Source organism: Arthrobacter sp. AG367, from assembly GCF_007828995.1.
Taxonomy (GTDB): domain Bacteria; phylum Actinomycetota; class Actinomycetes; order Actinomycetales; family Micrococcaceae; genus Arthrobacter.
Genome location: NZ_VIVE01000003.1, coordinates 523,808 through 548,544 on the forward strand (window position 1 = coordinate 523,808; position 24,737 = coordinate 548,544).

20 protein-coding genes and 1 pseudogene are annotated in these 24,737 nt (G+C 62.5%); 13 read left to right on the forward strand and 8 right to left on the reverse strand.

What is annotated here, in order from left to right; all coding sequences use genetic code 11:
* The first annotated feature begins 133 nt into the window (after window positions 1-133).
* Complete coding sequence (locus FB478_RS12130; protein WP_144600639.1) at window positions 134-2,380, forward strand: hypothetical protein; 2,247 nt, start codon at window positions 134-136, stop codon at window positions 2,378-2,380.
* A gap of 765 nt (window positions 2,381-3,145) precedes the next feature.
* On the opposite strand, the gene FB478_RS21350 is transcribed toward FB478_RS12130, so the two are convergent.
* The 4 genes and pseudogenes from FB478_RS21350 to FB478_RS21365 all read right to left on the reverse strand — a co-directional run bounded on the left by FB478_RS21350 (window position 3,146) and on the right by FB478_RS21365 (window position 4,305).
* The gene (locus tag FB478_RS21350; RefSeq protein ID WP_261377400.1) at window positions 3,146-3,331 is read right to left on the reverse strand and encodes a hypothetical protein; all 186 of its coding nucleotides are present in this window, start codon (window positions 3,329-3,331) and stop codon (window positions 3,146-3,148) included.
* Between the two features lie 52 nt (window positions 3,332-3,383).
* Window positions 3,384-3,809, reverse strand: a pseudogene (locus FB478_RS21355) (amino acid permease); the annotation flags it as partial.
* Window positions 3,725-4,039 (reverse strand): hypothetical protein, encoded by a 315-nt coding sequence (locus FB478_RS21360; RefSeq protein ID WP_315898344.1) that lies wholly within the window; start codon window positions 4,037-4,039, stop codon window positions 3,725-3,727. The gene FB478_RS21360 and the pseudogene FB478_RS21355, both read right to left, overlap by 85 nt.
* The gene (locus FB478_RS21365; protein ID WP_315898345.1) at window positions 3,961-4,305 is read right to left on the reverse strand and encodes an amino acid permease; all 345 of its coding nucleotides are present in this window, start codon (window positions 4,303-4,305) and stop codon (window positions 3,961-3,963) included. The genes FB478_RS21360 and FB478_RS21365 overlap by 79 nt, the downstream gene beginning before the upstream one ends.
* A 646-nt stretch (window positions 4,306-4,951) precedes the next feature.
* On the opposite strand from FB478_RS21365, the gene FB478_RS21240 reads away from it, so the two are divergent.
* Together FB478_RS21240 and FB478_RS12150 are read left to right on the forward strand one after the other, a co-directional pair.
* Window positions 4,952-6,061 carry a hypothetical protein gene (locus tag FB478_RS21240; protein WP_222430065.1) on the forward strand — a complete coding sequence of 370 codons (1,110 nt, stop codon included), beginning with the start codon at window positions 4,952-4,954 and terminating at the stop codon, window positions 6,059-6,061.
* A gap of 13 nt (window positions 6,062-6,074) precedes the next feature.
* A complete protein-coding gene (locus FB478_RS12150) occupies window positions 6,075-7,139 on the forward strand; it encodes a hypothetical protein (RefSeq protein ID WP_144600641.1) in 1,065 nt (354 codons plus the stop codon).
* Window positions 7,140-7,280: 141 nt separating this feature from the next.
* Here the strand turns inward: FB478_RS12150 and FB478_RS12155 are convergent, their stop codons facing one another.
* Entirely contained in the window at window positions 7,281-8,690 is a 1,410-nt protein-coding gene (locus tag FB478_RS12155) for an amino acid permease (protein WP_144600643.1), read from the reverse strand.
* A 44-nt stretch (window positions 8,691-8,734) separates the two neighbouring features.
* Window positions 8,735-9,826, reverse strand: a complete 1,092-nt coding sequence (gene hisC, locus FB478_RS12160; RefSeq protein ID WP_144600645.1) for a histidinol-phosphate transaminase — start codon at window positions 9,824-9,826, stop codon at window positions 8,735-8,737.
* A 93-nt stretch (window positions 9,827-9,919) separates the two neighbouring features.
* Here hisC and FB478_RS12165 point away from each other — a divergent pair, with 93 nt between their 5' ends.
* From FB478_RS12165 to FB478_RS12210, 10 genes are all read left to right on the forward strand, one after another.
* Window positions 9,920-10,423 carry an Lrp/AsnC family transcriptional regulator gene (locus tag FB478_RS12165; protein ID WP_144600646.1) on the forward strand — a complete coding sequence of 168 codons (504 nt, stop codon included), beginning with the start codon at window positions 9,920-9,922 and terminating at the stop codon, window positions 10,421-10,423.
* Between the two features lie 116 nt (window positions 10,424-10,539).
* Window positions 10,540-12,198, forward strand: a complete 1,659-nt coding sequence (locus FB478_RS12170; RefSeq protein WP_144600648.1) for a thiamine pyrophosphate-binding protein — start codon at window positions 10,540-10,542, stop codon at window positions 12,196-12,198.
* Between the two features lie 351 nt (window positions 12,199-12,549).
* On the forward strand, window positions 12,550-12,969 hold the full coding sequence (locus FB478_RS12175) for a hypothetical protein (protein WP_144600651.1): 420 nt from the start codon (window positions 12,550-12,552) through the stop codon (window positions 12,967-12,969).
* A 579-nt stretch (window positions 12,970-13,548) separates the two neighbouring features.
* Window positions 13,549-17,034, forward strand: coding sequence for a DUF3376 domain-containing protein (locus FB478_RS12180; RefSeq protein WP_186447791.1), 3,486 nt, complete (start codon window positions 13,549-13,551; stop codon window positions 17,032-17,034).
* A gap of 245 nt (window positions 17,035-17,279) precedes the next feature.
* Window positions 17,280-17,621, forward strand: coding sequence for a hypothetical protein (locus FB478_RS12185; protein WP_144600655.1), 342 nt, complete (start codon window positions 17,280-17,282; stop codon window positions 17,619-17,621).
* 586 nt (window positions 17,622-18,207) lie between these two features.
* Window positions 18,208-18,585, forward strand: coding sequence for a hypothetical protein (locus tag FB478_RS21370; protein WP_261377391.1), 378 nt, complete (start codon window positions 18,208-18,210; stop codon window positions 18,583-18,585).
* Window positions 18,586-18,606: 21 nt separating this feature from the next.
* A complete protein-coding gene (locus FB478_RS21375) occupies window positions 18,607-18,741 on the forward strand; it encodes a hypothetical protein (RefSeq protein WP_261377392.1) in 135 nt (44 codons plus the stop codon).
* Between the two features lie 95 nt (window positions 18,742-18,836).
* The gene (locus FB478_RS12200; protein WP_144600657.1) at window positions 18,837-19,586 is read left to right on the forward strand and encodes an SDR family oxidoreductase; all 750 of its coding nucleotides are present in this window, start codon (window positions 18,837-18,839) and stop codon (window positions 19,584-19,586) included.
* Between the two features lie 84 nt (window positions 19,587-19,670).
* Window positions 19,671-20,426 carry a hypothetical protein gene (locus FB478_RS12205; RefSeq protein WP_144600659.1) on the forward strand — a complete coding sequence of 252 codons (756 nt, stop codon included), beginning with the start codon at window positions 19,671-19,673 and terminating at the stop codon, window positions 20,424-20,426.
* Between the two features lie 58 nt (window positions 20,427-20,484).
* Window positions 20,485-22,044, forward strand: coding sequence for an HD domain-containing phosphohydrolase (locus FB478_RS12210; RefSeq protein ID WP_144600711.1), 1,560 nt, complete (start codon window positions 20,485-20,487; stop codon window positions 22,042-22,044).
* Window positions 22,045-22,555: 511 nt separating this feature from the next.
* On the opposite strand, the gene FB478_RS12215 is transcribed toward FB478_RS12210, so the two are convergent.
* Entirely contained in the window at window positions 22,556-23,287 is a 732-nt protein-coding gene (locus FB478_RS12215; RefSeq protein ID WP_144600660.1) for a hypothetical protein, read from the reverse strand.
* Between the two features lie 198 nt (window positions 23,288-23,485).
* Window positions 23,486-24,559, reverse strand: a complete 1,074-nt coding sequence (locus FB478_RS12220) for a class I SAM-dependent methyltransferase (protein WP_144600713.1) — start codon at window positions 24,557-24,559, stop codon at window positions 23,486-23,488.
* Between the last annotated feature and the right edge of the window lie 178 nt (window positions 24,560-24,737).

Consider the following 24,737-nt stretch of genomic DNA (forward strand, 5'->3'; position numbering starts at 1 on the left):
TTGATCGGCTGAGATACGAGGAAGGCAAGGAGATCCGCTGTTGTTCCCCGTTGTACCAGCATCATTGACAAACGCCTGTGCAGAGAGTCACTATCGACTAAGCAGAACAACGAGGAACAACGATGGGGGCAGTATGAAGTTTTACACCGCGACACTCAGCCGTACGCAAGGCAGGGGCGGCTATTCAGTAATTTTTCGGCATCCTGTCAGACTTGATCCGGGGACCGGTAAACCTGGTCGGCGGGTTCGCCGTGGCCTCGGGACCGGGGATGAGGCTGAAGCATCAGTCCTAGTCGCGCAACTGAACGAGATACTGCGCACACCGGAGCTTTGGGAGCCCTCTGCTCGTGTTCGAGCGGGCGAGCAGGCTGATGCGCGAGTCGTCGATATCTTCTATGACGGAGTTGAGTCCGCGCACACAGATTTCTCTGCCCTGCGTGAAGTTATGATTCCCTTGCCGTCTAAGGACGATGGCTACAGGAAAGTTCTACTTCTGGGAACGACCGGAGCAGGGAAGACGACCGTGGTCCGCCAGCTGATGGGTACTGACCCGGAAACTGAGCGATTTCCTTCTACGTCAACAGCGAAAACCACCGTCGCCGATACTGAGATCATCACGACAAACGATGATGAGTTCACGGCAGCCGTAACCTTCGCTCCTCGCGATGAGGTTATTGACTATCTGACAGAAAACGTCTCTGATGCAGCTCTGGCTGCATTCAAGGGCAAGGATGATCAGGAGATATCCCGACGACTTCTGGACCACGTCAACCAGCGTTTCCGTTTCAGCTACATCCTTGGACGCACCTCGTCACTGGATGCCGACGATGTCATTGATGACGATGACGCAGACTTGCTGGACATCAACCCCGAGGACTACGGGCAAGTGGATCTGGGGACCACGAACCAGGTAGTCATCAACGCCGTCAAGTCAGTTCGAACTGTGGTCGAGCGCCATGCCCAGGCAACTCTTGATGAGTTTCAACCCAGCAAGGACGATGAGCGTGTTGTGACCGAATATCTGGAGGAAAATCTCGACGCTGAGCTTCGACAGACAGACGAGTTCCATGACATCGTGGACGCCCTCCTTGATGAAATTGAGAAACGATTCGCAACCCTCGACGTTGGGCAGCTCAAAAAGAGCCGCCAAGGTTGGCCGGTGAGTTGGTCATGGAAGACAGAAGACCGGGAGGCCTTCATCAAGGTCGTGACGCGGTTTTCAAGCAATTACGCGCCTCTATTTGGTCGGTTGCTCACCCCTCTGGTCAATGGCATTAGGGTCAAGGGGCCCTTCCGCCCAGAGTGGGCGGAAGAGCCATCACAGCTAGTGCTCATCGACGGCGAGGGCCTAGGCCATACACCGAAATCTGTAGCAACGCTCTCAACACATGTAGCCCTTCAGCTGGAGTACGTCGACGCGATACTTCTGGTCGACAACGCGACACAACCCATGCAGGCAGCTCCTGTTTCCGCGCTAAAAAGTGTCGCCCTATCCGGCAACGCAGCAAAGCTGCACTTCCTTTTCACGCACTTCGACCAAGTCAAGGGAGATAACCTGCCGACCTTTTCGGCGCGGGAGGAACATGTCCTCGCTTCGGTGGAAAACGTGCTTGGTGCAATAGGTGATGACCTCGGGCCAGCAGCGGAGCGGGTCCTGCGGTCCCGCCTCGATCGAGCCCGCTTCTTCGTCGGTGGGATACACGAGCAGCTCAGCTCCCGGAAAAAGGTGGGTGCACGCACTATCCAACAGTTTGAAGGACTTGTCCATGTTTTGAGCAACCCGGAGACAGCAGTGGAGGCTGGACCCAGCCGGCCGGTCTTTGACCGGATGAACCTGTCTCTAGCCGTTACTGAGGCTGCGAAGAACTTCCACACCCGTTGGAGGGGATTGCTGGGTTTGGATGTGAACCCAGATGCTCCCAAAGAGCACTGGACACGGGTGAAGGCGCTCAGTAGGAGGTTGGCCGACGGACGCACTGACGAATACGAAAGCCTGAAGCCGGTCGCGGACCTTCGAAACGCACTTCAACGACAGGTCTACCTCATGTTGCAGCAGCCAGTTCGGTGGGAGGGAGGGGACCCGAGCGACGATGAAAGGCAGGCCATCATCGATGAGGTTCAAAACGCGGTAACGAAGAAGCTGATGCGTCTCACCCGGCAGCGACTGAGGGAAGATGTACGGCTTGGTTGGCAAGAAGCCTACGTGCAGCGGGGCCCAGGATCTACATTCGACCGGGCTCGAATAATCGCGAACGAGGTTTACGACAAGGGCGCACCTATTCCTACAGTTAGCGCCTCTCCCGACAGGAACAGCTTCATGAATGATGTCGCTTCTCTCGTAGCTGAGGTGGCAGAAGAGTTCGATGTTGTCTTGATGTGAACTAGTCGTTCGAGTTCGTGCCGGCGTACTTCTTCGTCGCGCATTCCGGATGTGCCATGAGGAAAGACCGGTACGCGCAAAATGCGCGCCCTGAACCAGACTTCAGGGCGCGCATTACTTGGTGGAGGGGTAGTGACAATTCCTCTGATGTGAGCTGGCCCACCTTCGACCAGAACGCTGTACGAAGAGCACGACGTATCCCCCGCCGGTCGGTCTTGTACTCGACAATCCCCTGACACACAGTCCTTTAGGAGAACGCACCTCAGCGGGCAGGATTGGTCGATAGTGACAGGCCCGTTCATTTCTCTCTTCGTGACAGTGACATACCAATTCGCTGCGCACTTTCCCCCGACGTTCTGGGCGATGTCTAGTGGGTTTGCGTCGGAGGGAGAACAGCGGGACCGGCTCCGCCGGAGGCCAACAGCCACAGGAGAATTACGTCCCTACGGGGAATGGCATCCGGGAGCAGCGCTTCTCCTCCCTCGGTCGTTCAGCTTGGCCTACCGGGCACACATGGCGATGGAGAATCGGTGAAAGCGGATGCGCCCTTCGCATGAACTGATTCCGGTAAAGAGTTTTAGGCGCGCCCCGTTCACTAGATGAGCACCGCCTGCTTGTCACCCTCTTAAGATTCGACATGCGGCCGGGTGTTCCGCTTCCGGTGGTTCAGCCAGTTGGCCACCGTCAAAACCGGCACGAGCCCGAATGTGCTGAGCAGCTGGGGGCGGGAATCTTCGCCGCGGAAGCCCACCGTGAAGATCGCCGCTAGAATAACCAGGCCAACCACAGTGAGCCACGGAAGCCAGACATCCGCAGAGGAAGCCCCGTCCCGTTGCCTTCGGCGCGGAGGCGCAAGGCGAGCTGGGCCAGGAGCGCGGACGTCCACACCAGCAGGCAGGTGGAGCCCACGATGTTGAGCAGGACGGGAAGGCCCTTCTCGGGGAAGGCCATCCAGCATCACCGTGACAACGCCGAAGGCGACGCTCGCCAGCACGGCAACTACCGGAACCCGGGCCCTCGACACCGAAGTGAGCCAGCGCGGCGCCTCGCCGCGCTGGGCCAGAGAGAATGCCATTCGGGAGGCACCGTAGAGGTTGGCATTCAGGGCGGAGAGCAGTGCGGCGACGGCCACCAGGGTGATTGGAAGTGGCTGCACCGGGCATACCCGCAGCGTCGAGCACTGCGGCGAACGGGCTCTTCAGCCCGCCGAACCTACGGGAACCACCGCAGCAATGATGAAGATGGCGCCGATGTAGAAGACCAGGATGCGCCACAGCACGGTGCGGACGGCCTTCTTTACGCTGCGGGCCGGCTCTGCGGTCTCGTCCGCCGCCACGGAAACGATTATGGTGCCGCCGAACTCGAACGCAACCACGAACAGGGCCGTCGCGGTCCCGCCGAAGCCGCTGGGAGCGAAGCCCTCCCCCATGGAATCGAGCCGAAGAGCAGGGCAACGCCCACGAGGAGGAACCCGACGATCGCGGCCACCTTGAGCAGGGCGAACCAGAACTCGAACTCGACGAAGTTCTCCACGGTGGTCAGGTTCACGGCGGTGAGCACCACGATGAACACGAGGGCCATCAGCCACACGTGCAGGGCCGGGAAGACGGTGGCCAGCAGGCCCGCCGCCCCGAGTGCTTCGGCGGCGATGACCACCACGAGCTGGATCCACCAGAGCCGCCCATGGTGGCGCCGGCCACCGGACCGCAGGCCTTGGCGGTGTAGACGGAGAAGGCGCCGCTGTCCGGGTTTGCGGCTGGCATCTCGCCGAGCGCCCACATCACCAGGATGATGAGCGTGCCGGCGACGAGGTAGGAGATCAGCACCGCAGGCCTGGCGGCCTGGATGCCGGCGCCGGAGCCGATGAACAGCCCCGCGCCGATGGCGCTGCCCAGGCACGTTATGGTGAGCTGGCGGGGTTTCAGTGCCGCGCCGGGGCGCTGTCAGACGTCGTCGTCTGGTGTTCGATGGGGAGTCCTCTGGTTGTAGGTGGAAGGAATCGGTGGAAGGTCAGCAAGATGTCAGGCCGCTTGGGCTGCTAGGACCCGGAGCACGCGGTCGTTGGAGGCGGGGTCGGCCACGGTGATGCGTACGCCGTCGCCCTGATACGCCCGGACCATAATGCCGGCGGGTCGAACGCCTCCACCAGCGTCGCCAGGAGCTGGTCGTCGGCGCGGATCCACAGAAAGTTGCCCTGGCTCGGCTGCAGCTTCCAGTTCAGCGGCCATCCGGGCGCGCTCCTGCTTGACGAGGGAAACCCGGGCTGCCATCTCCTCCCCGCGTCCAGCGACGCGATGGCGGCCTTCTGAGCCAGCGCGCTTACGGCGAACGGCAGGGCGGGCGGCCCAAACCTTCGGCGATTGCCGCTGTCGTAATTGCTTAGCCCACGCGCAGGCCGGCGAGCCCGTAGGCCATGGAGAACCAACTATGGGCCTCAATAGCGCCAAATAGTCGAGCGCTGCCCTGCAGTTATACGATCGGCTTTGGCGCGCACGCGTCTTTGGGCGCAACGACTGGAGTGGTATGGATACGGACTGGATATATGACAAACGGACTGCATGTTGGTCCTATATGACGACCATGACCGTGCGTGACTACCTGGATTTGGCCAGCGCAGCCCACGCCGCCCAAGGGGGTCTTTCTGGCCAGCGCGGCGTGATGGCGACCACGACCGCAAAAAGGATCCGTGACCGGATGGTCGAGGACCTCAAGAAGGGGGCAACTCTTCCGCCCGTAGTAATCGGAGCGGTCCTTGCCCCGGACGACTTCAGTGCGTTACGGCCGCTGAGCTCAGGCGCTTCGCTCGACTTCCTGCCAGAAGACCGTTCGAATTTGTCGATCATTGATGGAATGCAGCGGACCGCCGCCCTTCAGGAAGCGTACGCGGATCAGCCAAAGATTGGGGAAAGCAAAGTTCGGGTCGAATTCTGGCTCACCGACAACGTCAGAGCGATGATTTACCGCATGCTGATCTTGAACACCGGTCAAGTTCCCTGGACTATCAGCCGGCAGCTTTCCGTCGTGTACGCCCCCCTTCTTGCCGAGATTGTGGAACGAGTACCGGATATCGACAAGGTATCCACTCCCGACCAGCCTGGGCGTCGCGTCGGACCAGCTCAGTACTCCAGTGACGCACTCGTGGAGCTCTACATTGCGTTCTCCTTGCGGAAGACAGGCGTCGATACGAAGGAGGCATTGTCGGACGAATTCTCTCGACTAGATTTCGTGGACAACCTTGCAAACGAGGGTTTTCAGGAGCAGTTCTATGGCGTTCTGTCGATGCTGAGTCAGCTCGACAAGGCATTTTCGCGATATGACGGCGAAGATGGTTTCCCCGGGGGACGCTTCATCTTTGACCGTCAGCCCGCACGCATCGGCTTTATCGTCGCGCTTGGCATAGCCATACTCGGCCGCCCCGGCGCAGACCGGTCACAGGCTGAACGAACCGCGCGGATACAGCAACTTGAGCAGTCGGCCCACGACTTGATCTACCGCCTCGCGAACCTGGACGCCTCCCACCTAAGAGACTTCCTGAAGACAGATGTCTTGGAAGAACTTTTGGACAAGCGAGTCGGACAGGTTGGCCGCTACGAGCGAGGAGTATTTGCTGATGCGTTTAAGGTTCTAATCGAGGAAAACTTTGCGGTCAAAAATCTGGAGCAATGCTGGCGAGCGGGCTGACGTGGATCGAAACATGAAGAAGGCCAACTCAACCCTCTTCCAGCGTCTCGTAAGGTTCGCCGATGAGCGTGAGCGATCCATTCCAAGTCCTCAGGCTCCACGTTGGGTCCATGCAAATCCAGATGCAGATGAGGTACTTAAAAAAACAAAAGTGCATCGCTCGATGAGCTTCGGGCGCTTCCGCCATTTAGCCTGGCTTGAATTTAACGAAGGACATTACATAGCCAGCGTTGGTTTTGAACATGATATTCAAGATCCCAGTCTTGCCCCGCTCGATGATATCCAGGGTTTCGATGTTTGTCTCCTCTCCGAACTAGTCATCTCTCCGAGCGTATCTGCGATTACGGTTTACGATGTGGTCGCTGTCGACAATCTCGACGACAATCCAACGTATGGAGGCCACGACAACGCGAAGATCATGGCACTGTTTCCGCCGATCCGCGTCTTCCAGAGCACTGACCTGATTAGCGACGACGTTGTGTGGTCGCTCTTTCTCAACTTCAGTGCGGAGGAGTCCCGACACGGCGGCTCCTGGATTGAGAACTCACTCGCCGACGCATTGACTGACCTTGCCCATTCCAATATCGAATCCTTGCCGTACAACGAGCTGTGCCGGTCAACATTGGACCTCGACCCAAGAAGTCTCTACATGAGCCTCTACCGCTGCATCGAAGCGACGTATGCGCACGAAAAAGCATCGAAGCTGAAGGTTGCATTAGCAGTAGAAGGCAGTTGGCAAGAGATCGCAGCGGCGCTAGAGAACGAAATGTCTTGGCGCCCTCTTGAGGAGTCGAGTTTGAAGGTGGTACTTAGCCATGCGCGGGAAGAGGACCTGCGTGAGGCCTGCGACTGCCTGGGCGTTAACCTAATGGCAGATACAAGTTTGCCTTCCGCTGCTGGGAAGGCAATCTACCAGTTGCGCAATCGAATCGTGCATTATCGACCCGCTCATGAGCCCTTAAACTTCGACGCAATCGACTGGAATCGACTGTGTCACGCTCTAGTTTCTATCGCGAGCGATGTGTTCCATAATGCATACGGACAAGAAGTGTCGGGAGTCAGCACCATTTCCGCTTAATGCCTTGGTCAAATCGGCGATGCAGGACGGCAAAGGGCGTGCACAACATCAGCCGCCGGCCATGTAGGGCGAAGGGCGCGCCCGACTAAAGCCGGACGCGCCCTCCTGTGCCCTGACCCCCAATTGGTCAGGGCACGTGGTTCAGTCGATGAGCACCGGCTGCTTGGCTCCGTCCGAAGATTCCACTCTCGGAGTGCGCCGCTTACGATGGTTCAGCCAATTCGCCACCATCAGCAGAACCACGAGCCCGAAAGTGCTCAGCAATTGCGGACGAGAATCCTCACCAATGAAGCCAACCGTAAAGATCGCGGTGAGAATCAGCAGGCCAAGGGAAGTGAGCCACGGGAAGCCCGGCATCCGCAGTGGAAGCTCGGTTCCCTCGCGGTCGGCGCGCAGCCGCAAAGCGAGCTGGGCCAGGAGCGCGGACGTCCACACCAGCAGGCACGTCGAACCAACAATGTTGAGCAGGACCGGAAGGACCTTCTCGGGGAAGGCCAGCTCCAGCACGACCGTGACCACGCCGAAGGCGACGCTGGCGAGGACCGCGGCCACCGGAACCCGGGCCTTGGAAACGGAAGCCAGCCAGCGCGGCGCCTCGCCACGCTCGGCCAGGGAGAACGCCATACGCGAAGCACCGTACAGGTTGGCGTTCAACGCTGACAGCAACGCCGCAACGGCCACCAGCGTGATGGCGGTGGCGGCACCTGGCATGCCGGCGGCGTCCAGCACCGCGGCGAACGGGCTCTTCAGACCCGCCGAACCCACCGGAACCACGGCCGCGATCACGAAGATCGCACCGATGTAGAACACCAGGATGCGCCACAGCACCGTACGGACGGCCTTCTTCACGCTCCGGGCCGGTTCGGCCGTCTCGGCGGCCGCGACGGACACGATCTCGGTGCCACCAAACGCGAACGCCACCACAAACAGCGCCGTCGCGATCCCGGCAAAACCACTCGGAGCGAAGCCGGCACCGGTGAAGTTCGACAGGCCCGGCGACTGCACACCCGGCACCAGGCCGAACAGCAGCGCAAAGCCCACCAGCAGGAACCCGACGATTGCCGCCACCTTGAGCAGGGCGAACCAGAACTCGAACTCACCGAAGTTCTTAACACTGGTCAGGTTCACGGCGGTGAGAACAACGATGAACACAAACGCCATCAGCCACACCGGCAGCGCAGGGAAGATGGTGGCCAGCAGGCCTGCGGCACCGAGCGCCTCCGCCGCGATCACCACCACCAGCTGCAGCCACCACAGCCAGCCCACCGTGGCACCGGCCACCGGCCCGTAGGCCTTGGCGGTGTAGACGGAGAAGGCGCCGCTGTCCGGGTTGGCAGCAGCCATCTCGCCGAGCGCCCACATCACCAGGATGATGAGCGTACCGGCCACGAGGTAGGAGATCAGCACCGCCGGGCCGGCGGCCTGGATGCCGGCGCCGGAGCCGATGAACAGGCCCGCGCCGATGGCGCTGCCCAGGCCCATCATGGTCAGCTGCCGGGGCTTGAGGGCCGCGCCGAGTGGGCGGGCAGACATCTTTGTCTGTTGTTCCATGGTGATTCCTCTTAGTTGTAGGTGGAACTGTTGGGGATAAAACTTCAGGCGGCGTGGGCTTCGAGAAGCCGGAGCACGCGGTTGTTGGAGGCAGGGTCGGCAACGGTGATCCGCACGCCGTCGCCCTGATAGGCCCGGACCAGGACGCCCGCGGCATCGAACGCGTCCACCAGCGTGGCCAGGAGCTCGCCGTCGGCACGGATCCACAGGAAATTGCCTTGGCTCGGCTGCGGCTTCCAGCCTTGGGCTGCCAACTCCGCGGCCATCCGGGCACGCTCCTGCTTCACCGCCGAAGCCCGCGCTTCCATCTCCTCCCCCGCATCCAGCGACGCGATGGCCGCCTTCTGGGCCAGCGCGCTCACGCCGAAGGGAAGGGCGGTGCGGCGCAGCCCCTCAGCGATTGCCGGCGCCGCCAGGGCGTAGCCCACGCGGAGGCCGGCGAGCCCGTAGGCCTTGGAGAAGGTGCGCAGGATGCAAACGTTCGGGTACCGGCGGTAGAGCGCCAGAGAGTCAGGGCCCGCGTCGGCGTACTCCACGTACGCCTCGTCAATCACCACCAGGACGTCCGAACGGACGGACTGCAGGAAGGACTCGAGTCGGTCGTGGCTGATCGGCACGCCGGTGGGGTTGTTGGGGGTGCAGAGCAGGACCACCTTGGTGCGGTCGGTGACGGCCGCGGCCATCGCCTCGAGGTGGTGTCCCTCGGCGTCGTCCAGTGGAATGCGGACCGCGCGGGCGCCTGCCAGCTCCACCAGGATGGGGTAGGCCTCGAAGGAGCGCCACGCGAAGACCACTTCGTCCCCGGCGTCGCACAGTCCGGTGATGATCTGCTGCAGGACGCCCACGCTGCCAGGTCCCACCGCCACTTCCTCCGCCGTGACGCCCAGGTGCCGGGCCAGCCGTTCGCGGAGTTCGACGGCGGCCATGTCCGGGTAGCGGTTCATCCTGCCGGCCGCCTCGCCCACCGCAGCCACGGCGGCGGGCAGGGGTTCGTAATGGTTTTCGTTGCTGGCGAGAGCGGCGATGTCTGCGCCGGTGCCGCGCCGGCCCGGAACGTAGGACGGAAGGCCGGCCACCGCGCCACGCAGGGTGGGCAACGCAGTTTCGGGGGCGGCTTCAAGCTGATCACTGGTCATGAAGTCCGATCATGGAAGTGACCCGGACCACAATGCAAGGTAGGCTCCGGTGCTTGGGACTTCTGCTCAACTTCTAGTACCTCTGGTGAAAATATGACCATCGCAAACTCTCGCACCCTCGATTCGCTCGACGGCCGGATCATCCTTGCCCTGGACAAGGACCCCGAAGCCAGCGCCCTGGCACTCTCCCGGACACTCGGCGTCGCACGCAACACCGTCCACGCCCGGCTGGCCCGGCTGGAGCGCAGCGGCGCGCTCCGCTCGTTCAGCCGCAGGCTGGACCCCGCCGCGCTCGGCTACGAACTCATGGCCTTCCTCTCGCTCTCCATCAGCCAGACCCGGACAGGTTCGGTGGAGAACGGGCTCGCCGCAATCCCGGAGGTCATCGAGGTGCATGCCACCACCGGCGACGCGGACCTCATGGCCAAGGTGGTGGCCCGCGGCACGGCCGATCTCTACCGCATCACCAACGAGATCCTGGAGATCGACGGGATCGAGCGGACCAGCACGGCCATCTCCATCCTGGAGCTCATGCCGCCCCGGTACGACGGCCTCATCAGCCGGTTGTCGGAGCAGGAATCCCGCACACACGACTAACCCGTGACGCCCGCCACAGGTGGGCAAATTGTCACTGTGAATGCCTTCTGCTGCCAAAAGTCCCAGCGGCATCCCACGGTATTGCAAACGTGAGATGCAGGCCACACGATGCCTGCATGACTTCACTTACCGTCTCCGGCCGCGTGGCACAGGTTCTCAGCGGCTATGTCAGCGACGTCTTCGGCGTCATGGGCAACGGCAACGTCTACTTCCTGGACGCCGCCGAGCAGCAGGGCCTCCGCTTCTCCCCCGTCCGGCATGAGGGTGCCGCCATCGCCGCGGCTGACGCCTACTACCGGACCTCGGGACGGCTCGCCGCGGGCACCACCACCTACGGCCCCGGCTACACCAACGCGCTCACCGCCCTCGCCGAGGCGGTCCAGGCGCAGATCCCCGTCGTGCTGGTCACCGGCGACGCCCCCACCACCGGCGCCCGGCCCTGGGACGTGGACCAAACAGCCATCGCCGCCGGCCTCGGCGCGGCCACCTTCACCGTCACCCGCGACGCTGCGGGCGCCATCACCCGGCAGGCGGTGGAGTACGCACTCACCCGGCGCACCGCCGTCGTCCTTGCCATCCCCTACGACCTCGCCGCACTCGAGGCTTCGGATGAGGACCTTCCGGAACCGGCGGCACCAAAGGTGACGGACGACGTCGACGGCGGCCTCGGGCAGGTCGCCCGCCTGCTGGCCGGTGCCAGGCGGCCGCTGATCCTGGCCGGCCGGGGTGCGCACCTCTCCGGCGCGGGCCCGGAGCTCCGCGAACTCGCCGACCGGCTCGGCGCACTGACCGCCGGAACCGCCCTGGCGCTCAACCTCCTCAATGGCGAGGGGTACCTGGGCGTTGCCGGCGGTTTCGGCACCGACACCGCGGCCGCGCTCATGGGCGAGGCCGACGTGGTCCTGGTGGCCGGGGCCAGCCTGAGCCCGTTCACCATGCGGTTCGGGCACCTGCTGGGCCCGGACAGCACCGTCATCCAGATCGACACAGCCGTGCAGCCGACGCACGCGCGGGTGGACCTGTTCATTCAGGCGGACGCGAAGGCCGCTGCTTCGCGTCTGCTGTCGCTGCTGGACGGCGAGGCTGCTGTTGCGGGGTGGCGGGCCGAAGCCTCGAAGCGTCTGGCTGCGGGGCCGGGGCACGAGGCCGGATCCGAGGTAACCGAGGACGGCCGGCTGGACCCGCGCGCCCTCGCCACCGCGCTCGATGCCGTGCTGCCGGAGCGCCGCACGGTGGTCCAGGACGGCGGGCACTTTATCGGCTGGGCGCCCATGTACTGGAACATCCCGCGCCCGCAGGACCTGGTGATGGTGGGTACCGCATTCCAGTCCATCGGGCTGGGACTGGCGAGCGCCGTCGGGGCAGCGCGTGCTGTGGAGGACGGCCGCACCCTGGTGCTGGCCTCGGGCGACGGCGGCTTCCTGATGGGCCTGTCCGACCTCGAGTCACTGATCGGTGCCGCCCGCAGCGCCATTGTGGTGATCTACAACGACGCTGCCTACGGTGCCGAGATCCACCAGTACGGTTCACAGGGCCTGACCGAGAAGCCGATGCTGATTCCGGAGGTGGACTTCAGCGGTGTTGCCCGGGCTTTGGGTGCTGAATCCTCTGTCATCCGCTTTCTGGATGACCTTTCCGCGCTGCAGGACTGGATCGATGCCGGCGCCAACGGTACCTTCGTGGCCGACTGCCGCATCACCTCCAGCGTCCGGGCGCCGTGGCTGACCGAGTGGATGAACGCGACGCGCGCCGCCAAGGCGTCGGTGGGGAGCTAAGAATCCTTTCCGACCCTCACTTAGGCTCGGCCGGCCACGACATGCGGCTCGGACGGATCAGTCGCGCTGCCAAACTTGCGGCCGTCGTGACCTTGCCTCAGACGCTCCTCCCTCGCAGTAGCTTGAGAAAAGGATTGCCCAGTAAGCAGGTGCACTAACGCTGCGGCTTCACCCTGGTGGGGTTCCTCATGTTCAAGTGTTTTAGATGTTTCAGCGGGTCTTTGGGCCCTTGTCGAGTTACCTGCCCAGGTCTCAAAGTGGAGGTCGCAAAGTAGAAAAGGTGGAACTACATGGACTGATGCCTGGACCTACTGTAAAGCAACCTCAAAGTACGTAGGCGCGCATCACTGGGTGCCTTGGCTCGGAGGAGCGACAGCTGTCCTCAGCGCGATCACAGCGACGGAAATCTTCACAAGTCTTCAAAACGAGGAGTTCTCGATCACTGCTCGGGTGCTGGTAGGGGTAGTGATGGTCTTAGCAACCGCTATCACGGCTCTTCAGGCTTGGACTGGAAGCCGCATCAAGGCTCTGAACGATCAAGCCAATGCCTTCCACAAGCTGCACCGCAAGATTCAGCGTGACATCGAGACACACGCCGCCGGGTCCGAAACATACGTTAACGACGTGGAGACAGAGTTGCGAGGAATCATGGCAAGCATGGTGTCCGTCAGCAACGCCGCGTGGGACCATGCAAAAGCCGACGTGATCTTGGAGAGAGACACCGAGCTTGAACGGCTTGGAGTCATTCCGCGGAGGCCAACAAAAAGTTGACTATCGAGGATGTAGCTGGAGTTGTTTCCGGCTAACCCTTTGGTCGCGAAGCCCTCCCCCATGAAGCTGTCAAGGCCCGGCGACCGCACATGCGGAAACCAGCCGAACAGCAACGCTCGGCGCCGGCCTCGGCGCAGCCACCTTCATCGTGACCCGCGACGCCGCAGGTGCCGTCACCCCTAGGCATACAGGGCCAACACATCCCGGCGGAAGAGGACTTGTCGTGCTCAATGTCGCCCGCATCCTGCTGACAGCCGAGATTCGAGTTCCGAGACGCCTGCCCGCGGCAGTTCCTTGCGCCTATCATCGATCCAAACTCCCAGTGACAATTGTTGCTTTCCGGAAGCCAGAAACTTCTTGCGCCTTGAGCCTGAACCGGTTGCCCCTTGCCTCTGCCTTCTGCAGCTAATTAGTGCCATCGCTGTGAGGTCCCGGTAGCACGCTTTCACGCGGGGACTAAAGTCCCTAGCAAACTCCTGCGCGTACTTTTATCATCCTCTCGTACTGTTTATTTTAGATAGTCTAAATTTCCTCATAACTACCGCGATGTTGACCATATTGGTTTGTCACCAAGCGCTGATGGCCACTCCCAAGAAAAAGCAACTTTCTCGAGGGATTTTGATGGATAGACGAGTCGAATACCTGGGCCCGAACGACTGCCCGCTTGCCGAGGACGTTGCCGCGCTAATCACCAATTCAGGTGCAAGTTCGCAGGGGTCCGCTTACGGACGAGTCCTGCGTTTGGCCTTGGCTGCCAAGGGCGGGGTGAGTCTGGCAGTTTGGATCGGAGGAGCAGTCGCCGAAATCGACGTTCTTCGAAGGGTGCGCCTTATCCGAACGGGATCTGGGGTGCACAGGTTCTATGTCCTAGAAGAGCCTGGCGAGACGGTAGATCCGCATGTACGATCCCGGGCCCAGACTTATGCGGCATGGCTTGATAAGCAGCGCTATGATCGCGTCGAAGTAGACATACTCGCCGGCGCAAGTGCGGGCGGCCTAAACTCAGTCCTCTACGCCGTTTCCCAAAGAGTGGGCGGCAGCTTTGACCAAGTGCTTTCTGTTTGGCAGCAGCAGGGAGCAATATGGGCGCTCCTCCAGCCAAACGGGTTGCACGCGGTTCCATCGGTCTTTCGAGGTGATGGGTACTTCTGGTCCGGCGTGGAGTCTGCGATTAACACGATCAGGTTCGGCCCAAGAAACAGATTGCACGAGTCCGATAAGTTATCAGTTCATTTGTCCGCTACTATTTCAGACCCCGACTATTTGGCCCAGAATAGCGGTAGGGGGCACTTCCGTTTTGTCCTCCCGCCCTCAAAAATCGAAGATGGCGACGGTTGTCTCCGCAAGAACAATCTTGTGAAAAAGCTTGCATACGCCGCGCGCGCAACGTCTTCGTTTCCTGGGGCGTTTGAGCCTGCGCTGATATGGTCTCACGCCCTCGAGGAGGAGTATCAGGACAACGATCCGTTTGAAGACGGACCGGTTGACATGAGTGTGGAGTTCGCCGCGCGGCGCGGGAATCTTCCAGGGATTCCTTTCAGGGTGATTGATGGGGGAATCCTTGACAACGTTCCCATTGATCGGGCGCTTCATGCGGTTCGCACTTCACCCACGGATACTTACGACACCCGGCGTCTGCTTTACCTCGATCCAAGCCCAGATGCCCGAATCATCCCACCTGCCGCAGTTAGCGTAGACCCTCCAAGCTGGGCCAACAGGGAGGTCATACGCAAGGACAGACTGTCCCGCTTCACTCAGGTCCTCCTCGCTGCGCAGTCGATCAGACGGTTCCGGGAGTCGGCAGAGGATGAGATCGAGCAGGTGGCGAAAGACAGGCTTCGGGCACTCGCCCAGGAGGCACGTCTACGCGCCTGGAAGCAGGCCTCCATGATCACATCCGCCTCTTCGGCGAACCGCAAAGGACTGCAGGACGCATACATTGTTGCACGTGCAGTTACAGATTTAGCCCTCCTTCGAGAGGCAATGGAGGATCCAGAGCGCTGGTTGTTGGACACAGAGAGCCTGGACCGGCCGAGCCTTCAACCCACTTCGCAGAACGCCAAGAGAACTCTGGAGCGGGACTTAAAGTCGGGCTACCAGAGCATGCTTGCATCAGTAAATTCAAGGGAGCGGCCATCGGTTCTCCAGGGCCCTCAGGCTCTGCTGGAAACAGTGTGGGCTGCTCTGGCATGGCTCAGGGCCCAAGAGGAACAGGCCTTTGGCAAAACTGAGATGACTCGGCTCGATCCCCCAGGTCGTCAGGAATCTATCAGGGAGAACCTTTACAAACTTCAGGCGCAGGCTCGCCATCTCCGGGACACCTGTGTGTTAGGAGTTCTGAAGGACACGGAAAGCAGCACCGCGAAAGAACGATGGTTGCGGGAGCAGGACGCGAGATTGGAAAGATGCACGCCGATATGGGCCGAGCTTGATGACGTAGTGGAGTGCCTCAGAGAGCTCTCGACGAAGAATTCGACTCCCGTCAACCCGTGGGCTGCGTTTCCTCAGAATTGGCGATCGTGGGACCTAACACCCTTCGTCGCGCTGGCCTTTAGATCAGAGGGGCATGAAGCGGTGGGGTTCACTGCGATTACCGCGTCAGAGCCGACGGCCTTGGACTCGGGAATCGACCTCGCAGAATTGCTTGCGGCTCGCCGAGCGCGGCAAGCCGAGAAATACTTGAGAATTGCCCTTGATGAGGATTTCGGTGAAGCGGTTCTAAATCAGGGCTTGCCGGAGCAACTGGACGCTGACTCAAAGCTCGCTGGCTCCTCGTTGTTCAACTTCGCAGCCTTCTTCTCAGAACGTTGGCGCACTAACGACTGGTGGTGGGGGAGAGTCGACGCGTCCGCTGGGATAGTGAGAATGCTTGCAGATTTAGACCCCCCGCCGCTCGCGACTGATGATCCAGACTCTCTCGCAGGCGCCCCTGATACGGACGCCCGGAAAGTTCAGTCCGAGGTCGTCGCTCAGGTGAAACAACTGCAGCCTCGGGGAACCTCTGGACCTGAGGGAGACCCAATCCTCCTTTCCGGCCCCGGGGATCTGTTTCGCCTTCAGCCAGCCTACGTGGCAGCTATTTTGCATCGCCTCAGCCGTCTACTTCTCCGCTCCTTTGACATAGGAGACAGTTGGCCAATGAAGATTTGTGAAGCGTTGGTCAAGGTCATAGCGCCCTTGTTTCTTGTTTTGCTTCCTTTCTCACTGGTGCACCTCCCAGCAATTTTCTCTGCCTCGGTGATCGCTGTTGCCATTTCCCTCTCGTCCACTTCCGGAAGCCCGTCCGTATACGCAAGCATCTTTATAATCATCCTCGCAGTGCTGTGTTTAATTCCGCTGTTGTCTACAAGGAAAGCCAGCCTCCGAAGAAAGAGACTGATCAACTGCGAGTCTAAAAACAGTAGTTCCGGGCCCATAGACAGTATTAAAGAGCGGTTATATTGTGATCTGGCCGCACGCATGGCGAGAGGGGAGAAATGGTCTCGTTGGTATTTTTGGGGAGCACTACTCACAGGGGTAGCCTCAGTGGCCGTGGGATTCCATGACGGATGGTCAGCCCGCACACTCATATTTCTCATAGTGACCTTTTCATTGTCCGTCACTAGTTGGTGGAATCTTGTCTGCCTCCCGTCCGAAGTGGCCAATCAAACGGCGGCTACTGCATGGACTGTTGCCTGCATTATGTCAGGTCTACTCGCAGTCGGCCTCATCTTCCTTACAAATCAGCAAAGGCAAACAGCGCTATTGCCAATTTGGCTGACGGGCCCTTTCGCGACAGTTGTCATCACCGCAGTGCTCAGCTTGTGGCTCGTATCCGCATATAAGGAAAGACCACGAAAGGCTTGGATCCAATGGTTTCTCTTGTCACTCGGTAGTGGCCTGGTCACATGTGGGGTGGCGTTCGGGCTGAAGACGGCAGGAGTCGGTACAATTTGGACTTCGCTGATTCTCTATGCTGTGGCGGCTCACTACCTTTGGTGGGCAGGAAGCATTCCCGGCCTCGGGAATTACGGAGCTGTTGAGGTGAACGACATTCCAGACTCCCGCAAACCAGACCATGGATGACGGCCGCTGGTGCTGGGCGGCGTGAACTTGGCAGACAGAGAAGTCCATCTGCCGGAACGTCGGGAACAACTCCCGTACCTGCCCCACTGTCGCCACCGAAACCTCTACCGGCGACATGACGCTCTCTCCGGGAACCCGTTTCCCCGGGAACCGCGAAGAGCCTAGCTGGTTCTCCCCCTGCTGCTCGGGCGGATGCTTCGGGTATTCGGGAAACCACTCCGCCCGAAGGTGGAAGGAGCAGCATCATGAGCGATGACAACTCAATGCCACAGGACGTGGAGCCGCCCTATAAGTCCGGGGGCGGCCTCCTCATGCTGCTCGGAATCCTGGCAGGAGCTACTGCCCTCTATGCCCTCTGCTTCGGGACAACTCGTGGTATCGCGCCGGATGAAGGCTATAAGACACCCCTCGCCGGGCCTGCCGTCTTTATCCCCCTCGGAGTATGTCTGGCGATAGCGGGTGCCTTGGCAGTCTGGCCGCGCACTTCCGGGTTGGGTGCGGGGCTGCTCATTGGCCTGGGCATCTTCATCCTGCTCGGCGGCGGAATCTGCGTTCTTGCCCTTTCCCAGATGAGGAGCCAAATATGACTGCGTCATCGTCTCGGCGGACACTGCCCGGCCGCGGCTAGCCGCTGCGCGGAGACCGAATCCACCAGTACGTCACTGCCTTCTGTCCCCGCTGCCACGAGACAAACCCTCCGCTCGCGCAGGTGCGGCGCCTGTCCGGCGTCCTTCTGGTCGGCGCCGACCGGGTCTGGCTCGAACGCGGTTGCCCGGATCACGGCCTTGTTCGCACGCTGCACGACAAGTCATCGGAGACCTGCGCTTCCTCAGTCCAGGCTCAAAATCGGCGAAGGTTTCGCCAAGAATTGCGCTTTGCGCCTGCTGCCTCGCACACGATATTTTCAGCAGCCAATGCGAAGACCTTCTTCAAAGGACTAGAACAAAATTCAGGGCTACTGCCTCGGCAGGGCCTTCTTGGGGGGAACCATGAACAATGGATACCAACTCGCCGACGGATCGCCACGCTATGGCCACCGCACGGATTCAACTGGCGCAGTCCAGACGGCGACGTCCTTCGCTGCTCCCGCGGAGGTGGTTGAGGGCGCTGCCAAACATAGCCTGGACGTGATGGCAGCCGCCATTGACCGCCGGCTCAGGAGCGCATGGGCGGATGAACCAGGCCCGGCTGTGGAAGCACTCCGGCGCGACAATCCCGACGAACTGGCTGCAGCCCGCGCCCCTCGTCCGGCTTCACCTCGGCTCCCAGCGGCAGTGGCGCATTAAAGCCCAGGCTGTCCGGGATAAGCAGCTGGCCGGTATCTGGGCGCGGCGCAGGTCCGCGGGCCGCAGCCGGGAAGTCCTGGCACTGCGGTTGGGGCTGATGGCCGCGCTGATCGGTCCTCCTGCATACATCGTGGCAACCAGCCCGGACGACATCCTGAGGCTCCTGCTTGTCGGCATCTCCTGCTTTGCCTTCGCCGTTGTCGCCGGACACTTCCTGACCTGCCGCGCCCAGGTGCCAGTCATGCCGAACATCCGCGGTCCTTAGCTCCCTAAGCTCCGGGAGGACGTGGTCAACGCAACCTACGTCGCCATCCTCCAGAACAAGGGCACCCCGCCGGACCCCCTCACGGCGGCGGCTGGCTGCCGCGGCTGGGAAAGCATCCAGGCTGCTTCCAATGCCATCGACGCACTGAACACCTAATCCGCGCGCCGACCGGCCGTCGTCGTAAATTACGACGACGGCCCACTTGCCAAGGTGCCTGACTCCTTAGGTAGGACCGGCTTAGGATTTCTTCCATGAGGATTGCCGTTGCAGGGGGAACCGGTACAGTGGGCCGCCACGTCGTGGCCATCGCCAGGGAACGCGGGCATGAGGTGGCCAGCCTCAGCCGCGCGGAGGGGGTGGACCTGGTCAACGGGCGCGGCCTCGATCAGGCACTCCAAAATGTCGAGACCGTCATCGACGCCTCCGGCATCCAGGCCATGTCCACCAAGAAGGCCGTGGATTACTTCACCAACGCCACCCAGAACCTGCTGGCCGCCGGGAAAAAGGCCGGCGTAACGCACCACGTGGTGCTGTCCATTGTCGGCATCGATAAAGCCAACTCGGGACTGTACGCCGGGAAGCTGGTGCAGGAGGACGAAGTCAGGCACGGCGGCATTCCGTGGACGCTCCTCCGGTCCACTCAATTCCACGAGTTCGTGCCGATGTCCATCAAGGCCGCCTCAGTGGGCCCACTGGTCCTCGTGCCCACGATGGTCACCCAGCCGGTGGCGGCAAAGGAGGTGGCGGCTGCCCTCGTGGATGCGGCCGAGTCCGGGCCGAAGGGACGCATTCCAGACCTCGGCGGCCCGCGGACCGAACACCTGAAAGGCCTGGTGGCGGCCTATCTGGCCAAGACGCAGCAGAAAAAACTGATCGTACCGCTCCGGGTGCCGGGGCCCATGGGCAAGGCAATGCGCAACGGCGGGCTGATCCCGGCGCCGGGTTCCGCCGTCGGACGCCAGACGTTCCTGGAATGGCTGGAAGCCATCGACGCCGCGTAATAGCCGATGCTAAATGGGGCAACTGCCCCATGCCCCTGCTGCGGCCCGGTCATAGTCTCGCCTCATAGAGAAAAGGAGGCGGCCATGACCATCTACCAGCCGCAGTCATCAGCAGAGGCAACACCGAACGTTGCCGACCTTCCCGAGGACCCAGCGGAGCACTTCGCCGGCTACGCCGTCCTGGGGCTGCCTTTCACCAGCGGCCACTACCTGGCGTTCCGGGATTTCCCGGTGAGCTCCGTTGGCCCCGGCTACCGCTCCGTCTGGCACCGCACACCCGGCGGCGAGTGGACCATCTACGCCAACACCGCACCGGAGTTCAGCTGCGCCCGCTACTTCGGGGCGGCCGTCCACCATACGGTGGAGACCGACGTCGACATCCAGTGGAGCGGGCCCTTCACCGCGCTGATTACGGTGCCGGGAGTCCTCAACTGGGACCTGCAGCTGGGCACCTCCGCGGCCACCACGATGCTGACCGCCATGGCCGTGCGGATGCCGGAAAGCCTGTGGCGGAACGAGCTGGTGCTCCGGGCCATGGGGGCATTCGCCGGCCCGCTGCTCGGTGCGGGCAGGATGAAAGTATCAGGCGTTGTGCCCAATGGCCAGACGTTCCAGGCCCAGCCGCGGCAGCTGTGGCTCGTGACGGATTCCCAGGCCACCATCGTGGGTGAGGACGCGGGAGCTCCGGGCCCGCTGCCGGTCCAGGACCACCTGGCGGACTTCTGGCTTCCACAGCGTGGACTGTTCGGAGCGCAGGTGGGCGTCCGGTTCCCGTCCACCGCACAATCCGCCGGACCAGGCCCCGTCCAGGCACGGACTGGGAAGAACCAGGCGGCATAACAGCCGCACGCGCGGTCCCTACTGCCGTGGCTGGCGGCTTCCTAGAATGGCAGGTGTGATGCAGTCACCGGCTGCGCCCCGGCGCAGCGAAGTCCTGGCCGCGCTGTCGCTCGCCATCGACCTGGGGCTGGGGCAGCCGATGGAGCACATGCTGCGTGCGTCCCTGCTGGCCCTGCGGATCGCCGGGGCAGCGGGCATTGACGCCGCCGGCCAGGGCAGGATCTACTACGCCAACCAGCTGGCCTGGATCGGCTGCCACGCGGATTCCTTTGAACTCGCCGCGCTGTTCACGGACGACATCGCCTTCCGCGCCGACTACTACGACCGCGACCAGCACGGCCTGCCCATGTACGCCGGCATGTTCAGCCACGCCGGCGCCGGCCTCCCGCCGCTGGCCCGCGTTGCCCGCTGGACGCGTTTCGCGGCGACCGGCAGCGGGGCGGTGCGGACCATGATTGCCTCGCACTGCGTCTCGGCCGGGGTGTTGGCCAGCAGTGTAGGGCTCGACGACGGCGTGGCAGGACTGCTCACCCACACCTTTGAGCGGTGGGACGGCAAGGGCCTGCCGGAGGGGGTGGCGGGGGCGGACATTCCATTGGAGATGCGGATCATGCACCTGGCGGATACGGCCGAGGTCTTCCTGCGGAGGGAAGGAGTGGCCGGCGCGGTGGCCATGGTGCGGGCACGCCGCGGCAGCCAGTTCGACCCGGCACTGGCCGGGATGTTCATCGACCAGGCTGAGGCGCTCACCGAAGGACTCCTCGACGTCGACTGCTGGCAGGCGGCCCTTGACCTGGCTCCCACTGACGCTCCCCTGTCGGGCAGCCAGCTGGATACAGTACTGCGCGCCATCGGCGACTTTGCAGACCTCAAGTCCCCCTACACGGCCGGACACTCCCGCGCGGTGGCGGCCCTGGCGGCCGCCGCCGGCGAGGAGCATGGGCTGCCAGCCGACGACGTCACGGAGCTCCGCCGTGCAGGTTGGGTGCATGACCTGGGCCGGTTGGGGGTGTCCAACCAGGTGTGGGACAAGAAGGAGCCCCTCTCAGCGCTGGAGCAGGAACGAATCCGCATGCATCCGTTTCTGGGCGAGCGGATCCTCAGCCGCGTTCCCGGCCTGAAGGGCGAGGCCGCCCTCACCGGCTCACACCACGAGCGGCTGGACGGGTCCGGCTATCCACGAGGGATCGGCGGAAACGAGCTGGGGATCAAGCAGCGGATCCTGGCGGCAGCGGACTCCTACCATGCCTCCGTGGAGCCACGCCCGCACCGGCCCGCACTCACGCCGGCTGATGCGGCCGCCCGTCTCCGGCAGGAAGTTTCGGCCGGGAGGCTCGCCGCCGGAGCAGTGGAGGCCGTGCTGGTGGCGGCCGGCCAGCAGCCCCGCCGTTCGCATGCCGCCGCGGCTGGGCTCACCCCGCGGGAAGTGGAAATCCTCGGCATGCTCTGCCGCGGCATGACTCCGGCCGAGATCGCGGACAGCCTCTTCCTCTCCCGGAAGACCGTCCGCAACCACGTGGAGCACATCTACACCAAGATCGGTGCAACCAACCGGGTGGGGGCCACCTTGTTCGCGATCAGGAACGGCCTGACCGATTACGGGACGGCACCCAATTAGCGCCGTCGGCTTCTCACGAACGTCGCAACACCAATCTGAAAGAGGTATTGGATCATGCGCAGTTCGACGCGCCTATCGCGAAGAATGGGCCCGTAGGGCTTGGTTGAGAAGCGTGCGCTCTACCAATTAAGCATCCGCCCCGTTCCAGCAGGATCTGCCCGCCTGCTGCGTTCGGTTAAGTTCAGCAGGCGACCAAGGTCCAGGACCAAGGTGAAGCCACGCAAGTACATTACTGATGAGCTGAAGATCGGGGACCGCCCAGCCCACACCGCCACCAGGGAGGAAGCTGGCCATTTGGTAGGTGCCCTCATCATGGGGAAAGGAAACAATTCAGCGATAGTGACGCTGGTTGAACGCACTTCGCGACTCCTCGTCGCTTATGTGCTCCGCCCGGGCCCCTGGCAGCGCGCGTCAAACGCGAACGCCAATGGCCTATTTCGTCAGTACTTCCGGAAAAGAGAAGGGCCTAAGTGCCTGGTCCGTCCGTCCCGCAAGGAGATCGCCTACCGCATTAGCTGGTCACTTGTCGGAGCTTGAACACGATCGAGTCGAAGACGGCGCGTGCCTCTCGTGTCAGCTCCGGATTGATCGATTCGTGGAATTGGACCACCCAGAACATTGCGCGTTGGCCGTGCAGGTTGACCACCCGGTAAGTTTCGCGCTCAGCGGCGCTCGAGTACCAGCGGGTGCATAGGTTCGAATATTCTGAGTGAACGCAAAACTGACCGTTGTCGCAGGCTTTGATGTCCCTGTCACCCTCGACGGAGAGATCGAACTCGACGCCGGAATAATCGCCAACCACAACCTCGACCGGAGGGGTGCTCGCCGTTGACGTCTGCGCCATCATCGCGTCGACGAATGCATTGGCCGACGGATTGACCTCGACGAGCGCGCCCTGCCACGCGCATGCGTCCGTCGGCACATGGTCGGAGTGCCACCAACCCACGAAGACCGCCATCGCATCCGGGTGATCCGGGTCGTCCTTTCCCAAGCCATCACCGTCGGCCGACCAGCCGTCCGGGACGGTGATCTCGAAATTCTCTGCGAAGCTGTTGACGAGATATGTACCTGGGTCGATGTCGCCTCTGTCCGGCAGCGGTGGGACCGTGGAAAACGGTGGGACCGTGCGGGCCTCCGTAGTCGGTGCCGGGGATGGCGTCTCGGCGACGGTGCACGCCGAAAGGCCGAGGCAGACAGACAAGACTGATGTCATGGAGATGAAACGGCGTAGCAGCACACGCATGGAGGCCTCCAAAGGCAACCCTTATGCTGCGGACGTTACGCCCAGCCAACACTGACGGCAAGAGGCGCCAGAAGCCAACGCTCCCCCCTTTTTTCGATAACGGGAACGGATGGCGAGTCCCGCAGCCGCCTCCGCTACGGGAGCCCGAGGTCCGTGATCGGTGTGAAAACCATCTCTTCGGTAGGATCGCCAGCGGTGCTAGCGGCTGACAAGCCGCCACAGTGACGTGACCTCGGCCGAGCGCGCCGCGAACAGGGGATCGTCGCGGTCGGAAGCTTTCGGATGCGTTGGCTTGGTGTCGAGCCGCTCCGTCACCTTCAGCCCGGCCGCTTCGACGGCGGCCAGCAGGTCCTTCCGCGACCGCAGGCCCAGGTGCTCGGCCAGGTCGGACAGGACCAGCCAGCCCTCACCGCCCGACTCCAGATGGCCGGGGAGTTCGTTCAGGAAGCGGAACAGCATCCTGCTCCCAGGGTCGTAGACGGCGCTGTCCAGGCTGGAATGCGGCGTGGCCGGAATCCAGGGCGGGTTGCACACGATCAGCGGTGCCCGTCCGGGCGGGAACATGTCGGTCAGGACCGCCTCGGCACGGTCCTGAACCCCGAGGTTCCGGAAATTATCCGCGGCGCAGGCGATGGCACGCGGCTCGTTGTCGGTGGCGATCACGCGGCGGACGCCGCGGCGGGCGAGGACGGCGGCGAGCACTCCGGTGCCGGTTCCGACGTCGAACGCCAGCGTATCGGAGGGCAGCGCGGCCGCCGCCACGAGATCCACGTACTCGCTGCGGGTGGGGAAGAACGCGCCGTAGTGCGGGTGGATGCGGTCCTGCAGAGCATCGACGTAGACACCATTCCGCCGCCACTCGTGGGCGCCGACGGCCCCGACAAGCTCATGCAGGGACACCACGGAAGATTCTCCAATGCCTCCGTACGCTTCCGCCGCGGCTTCCCGGATATCCGGTGCGCGGCGCAGCGGCACCACCGGACCCGGATCAAGGGGAATCAGCAGCAGGCCCAGAATGCGTGCCCGATGTGAGGCGGCCTGCCGGTGCCGGTAGAACTGCTCAGCAGGGGTTCCGCCGGCCTTCTTTCCGGTGCCTATCCGGCGGTCCAGGGCGTTGAGGATCTGCCGCGCGTTGTGGAAGTCGCCGTGCCAGAGCATCGCCATCCCCTGTGACGCCATGCGGTACGCAGCATCGGCGGTGAGGGCGTCGTCCACCACTTCCACGTGCCCCGGTGCCGGCCTGCCGTTCGCCGAGCGCCACCGCGCGGCCATGCCGGCGCCGGCCTCAACCCAGGCCACGTATCCATCCACCGCAGCAGCGCGCGAAGGTTTGGGGTCAGCGGGTGGGATTCCCGCGGGAGCTGGGGTGTGAGTAGGGATGAAGATCCATTCCAAGATATTGGGGGCAATCGGATCCTGACGATTGCAGTGACGGTTCGATGACGTCCAA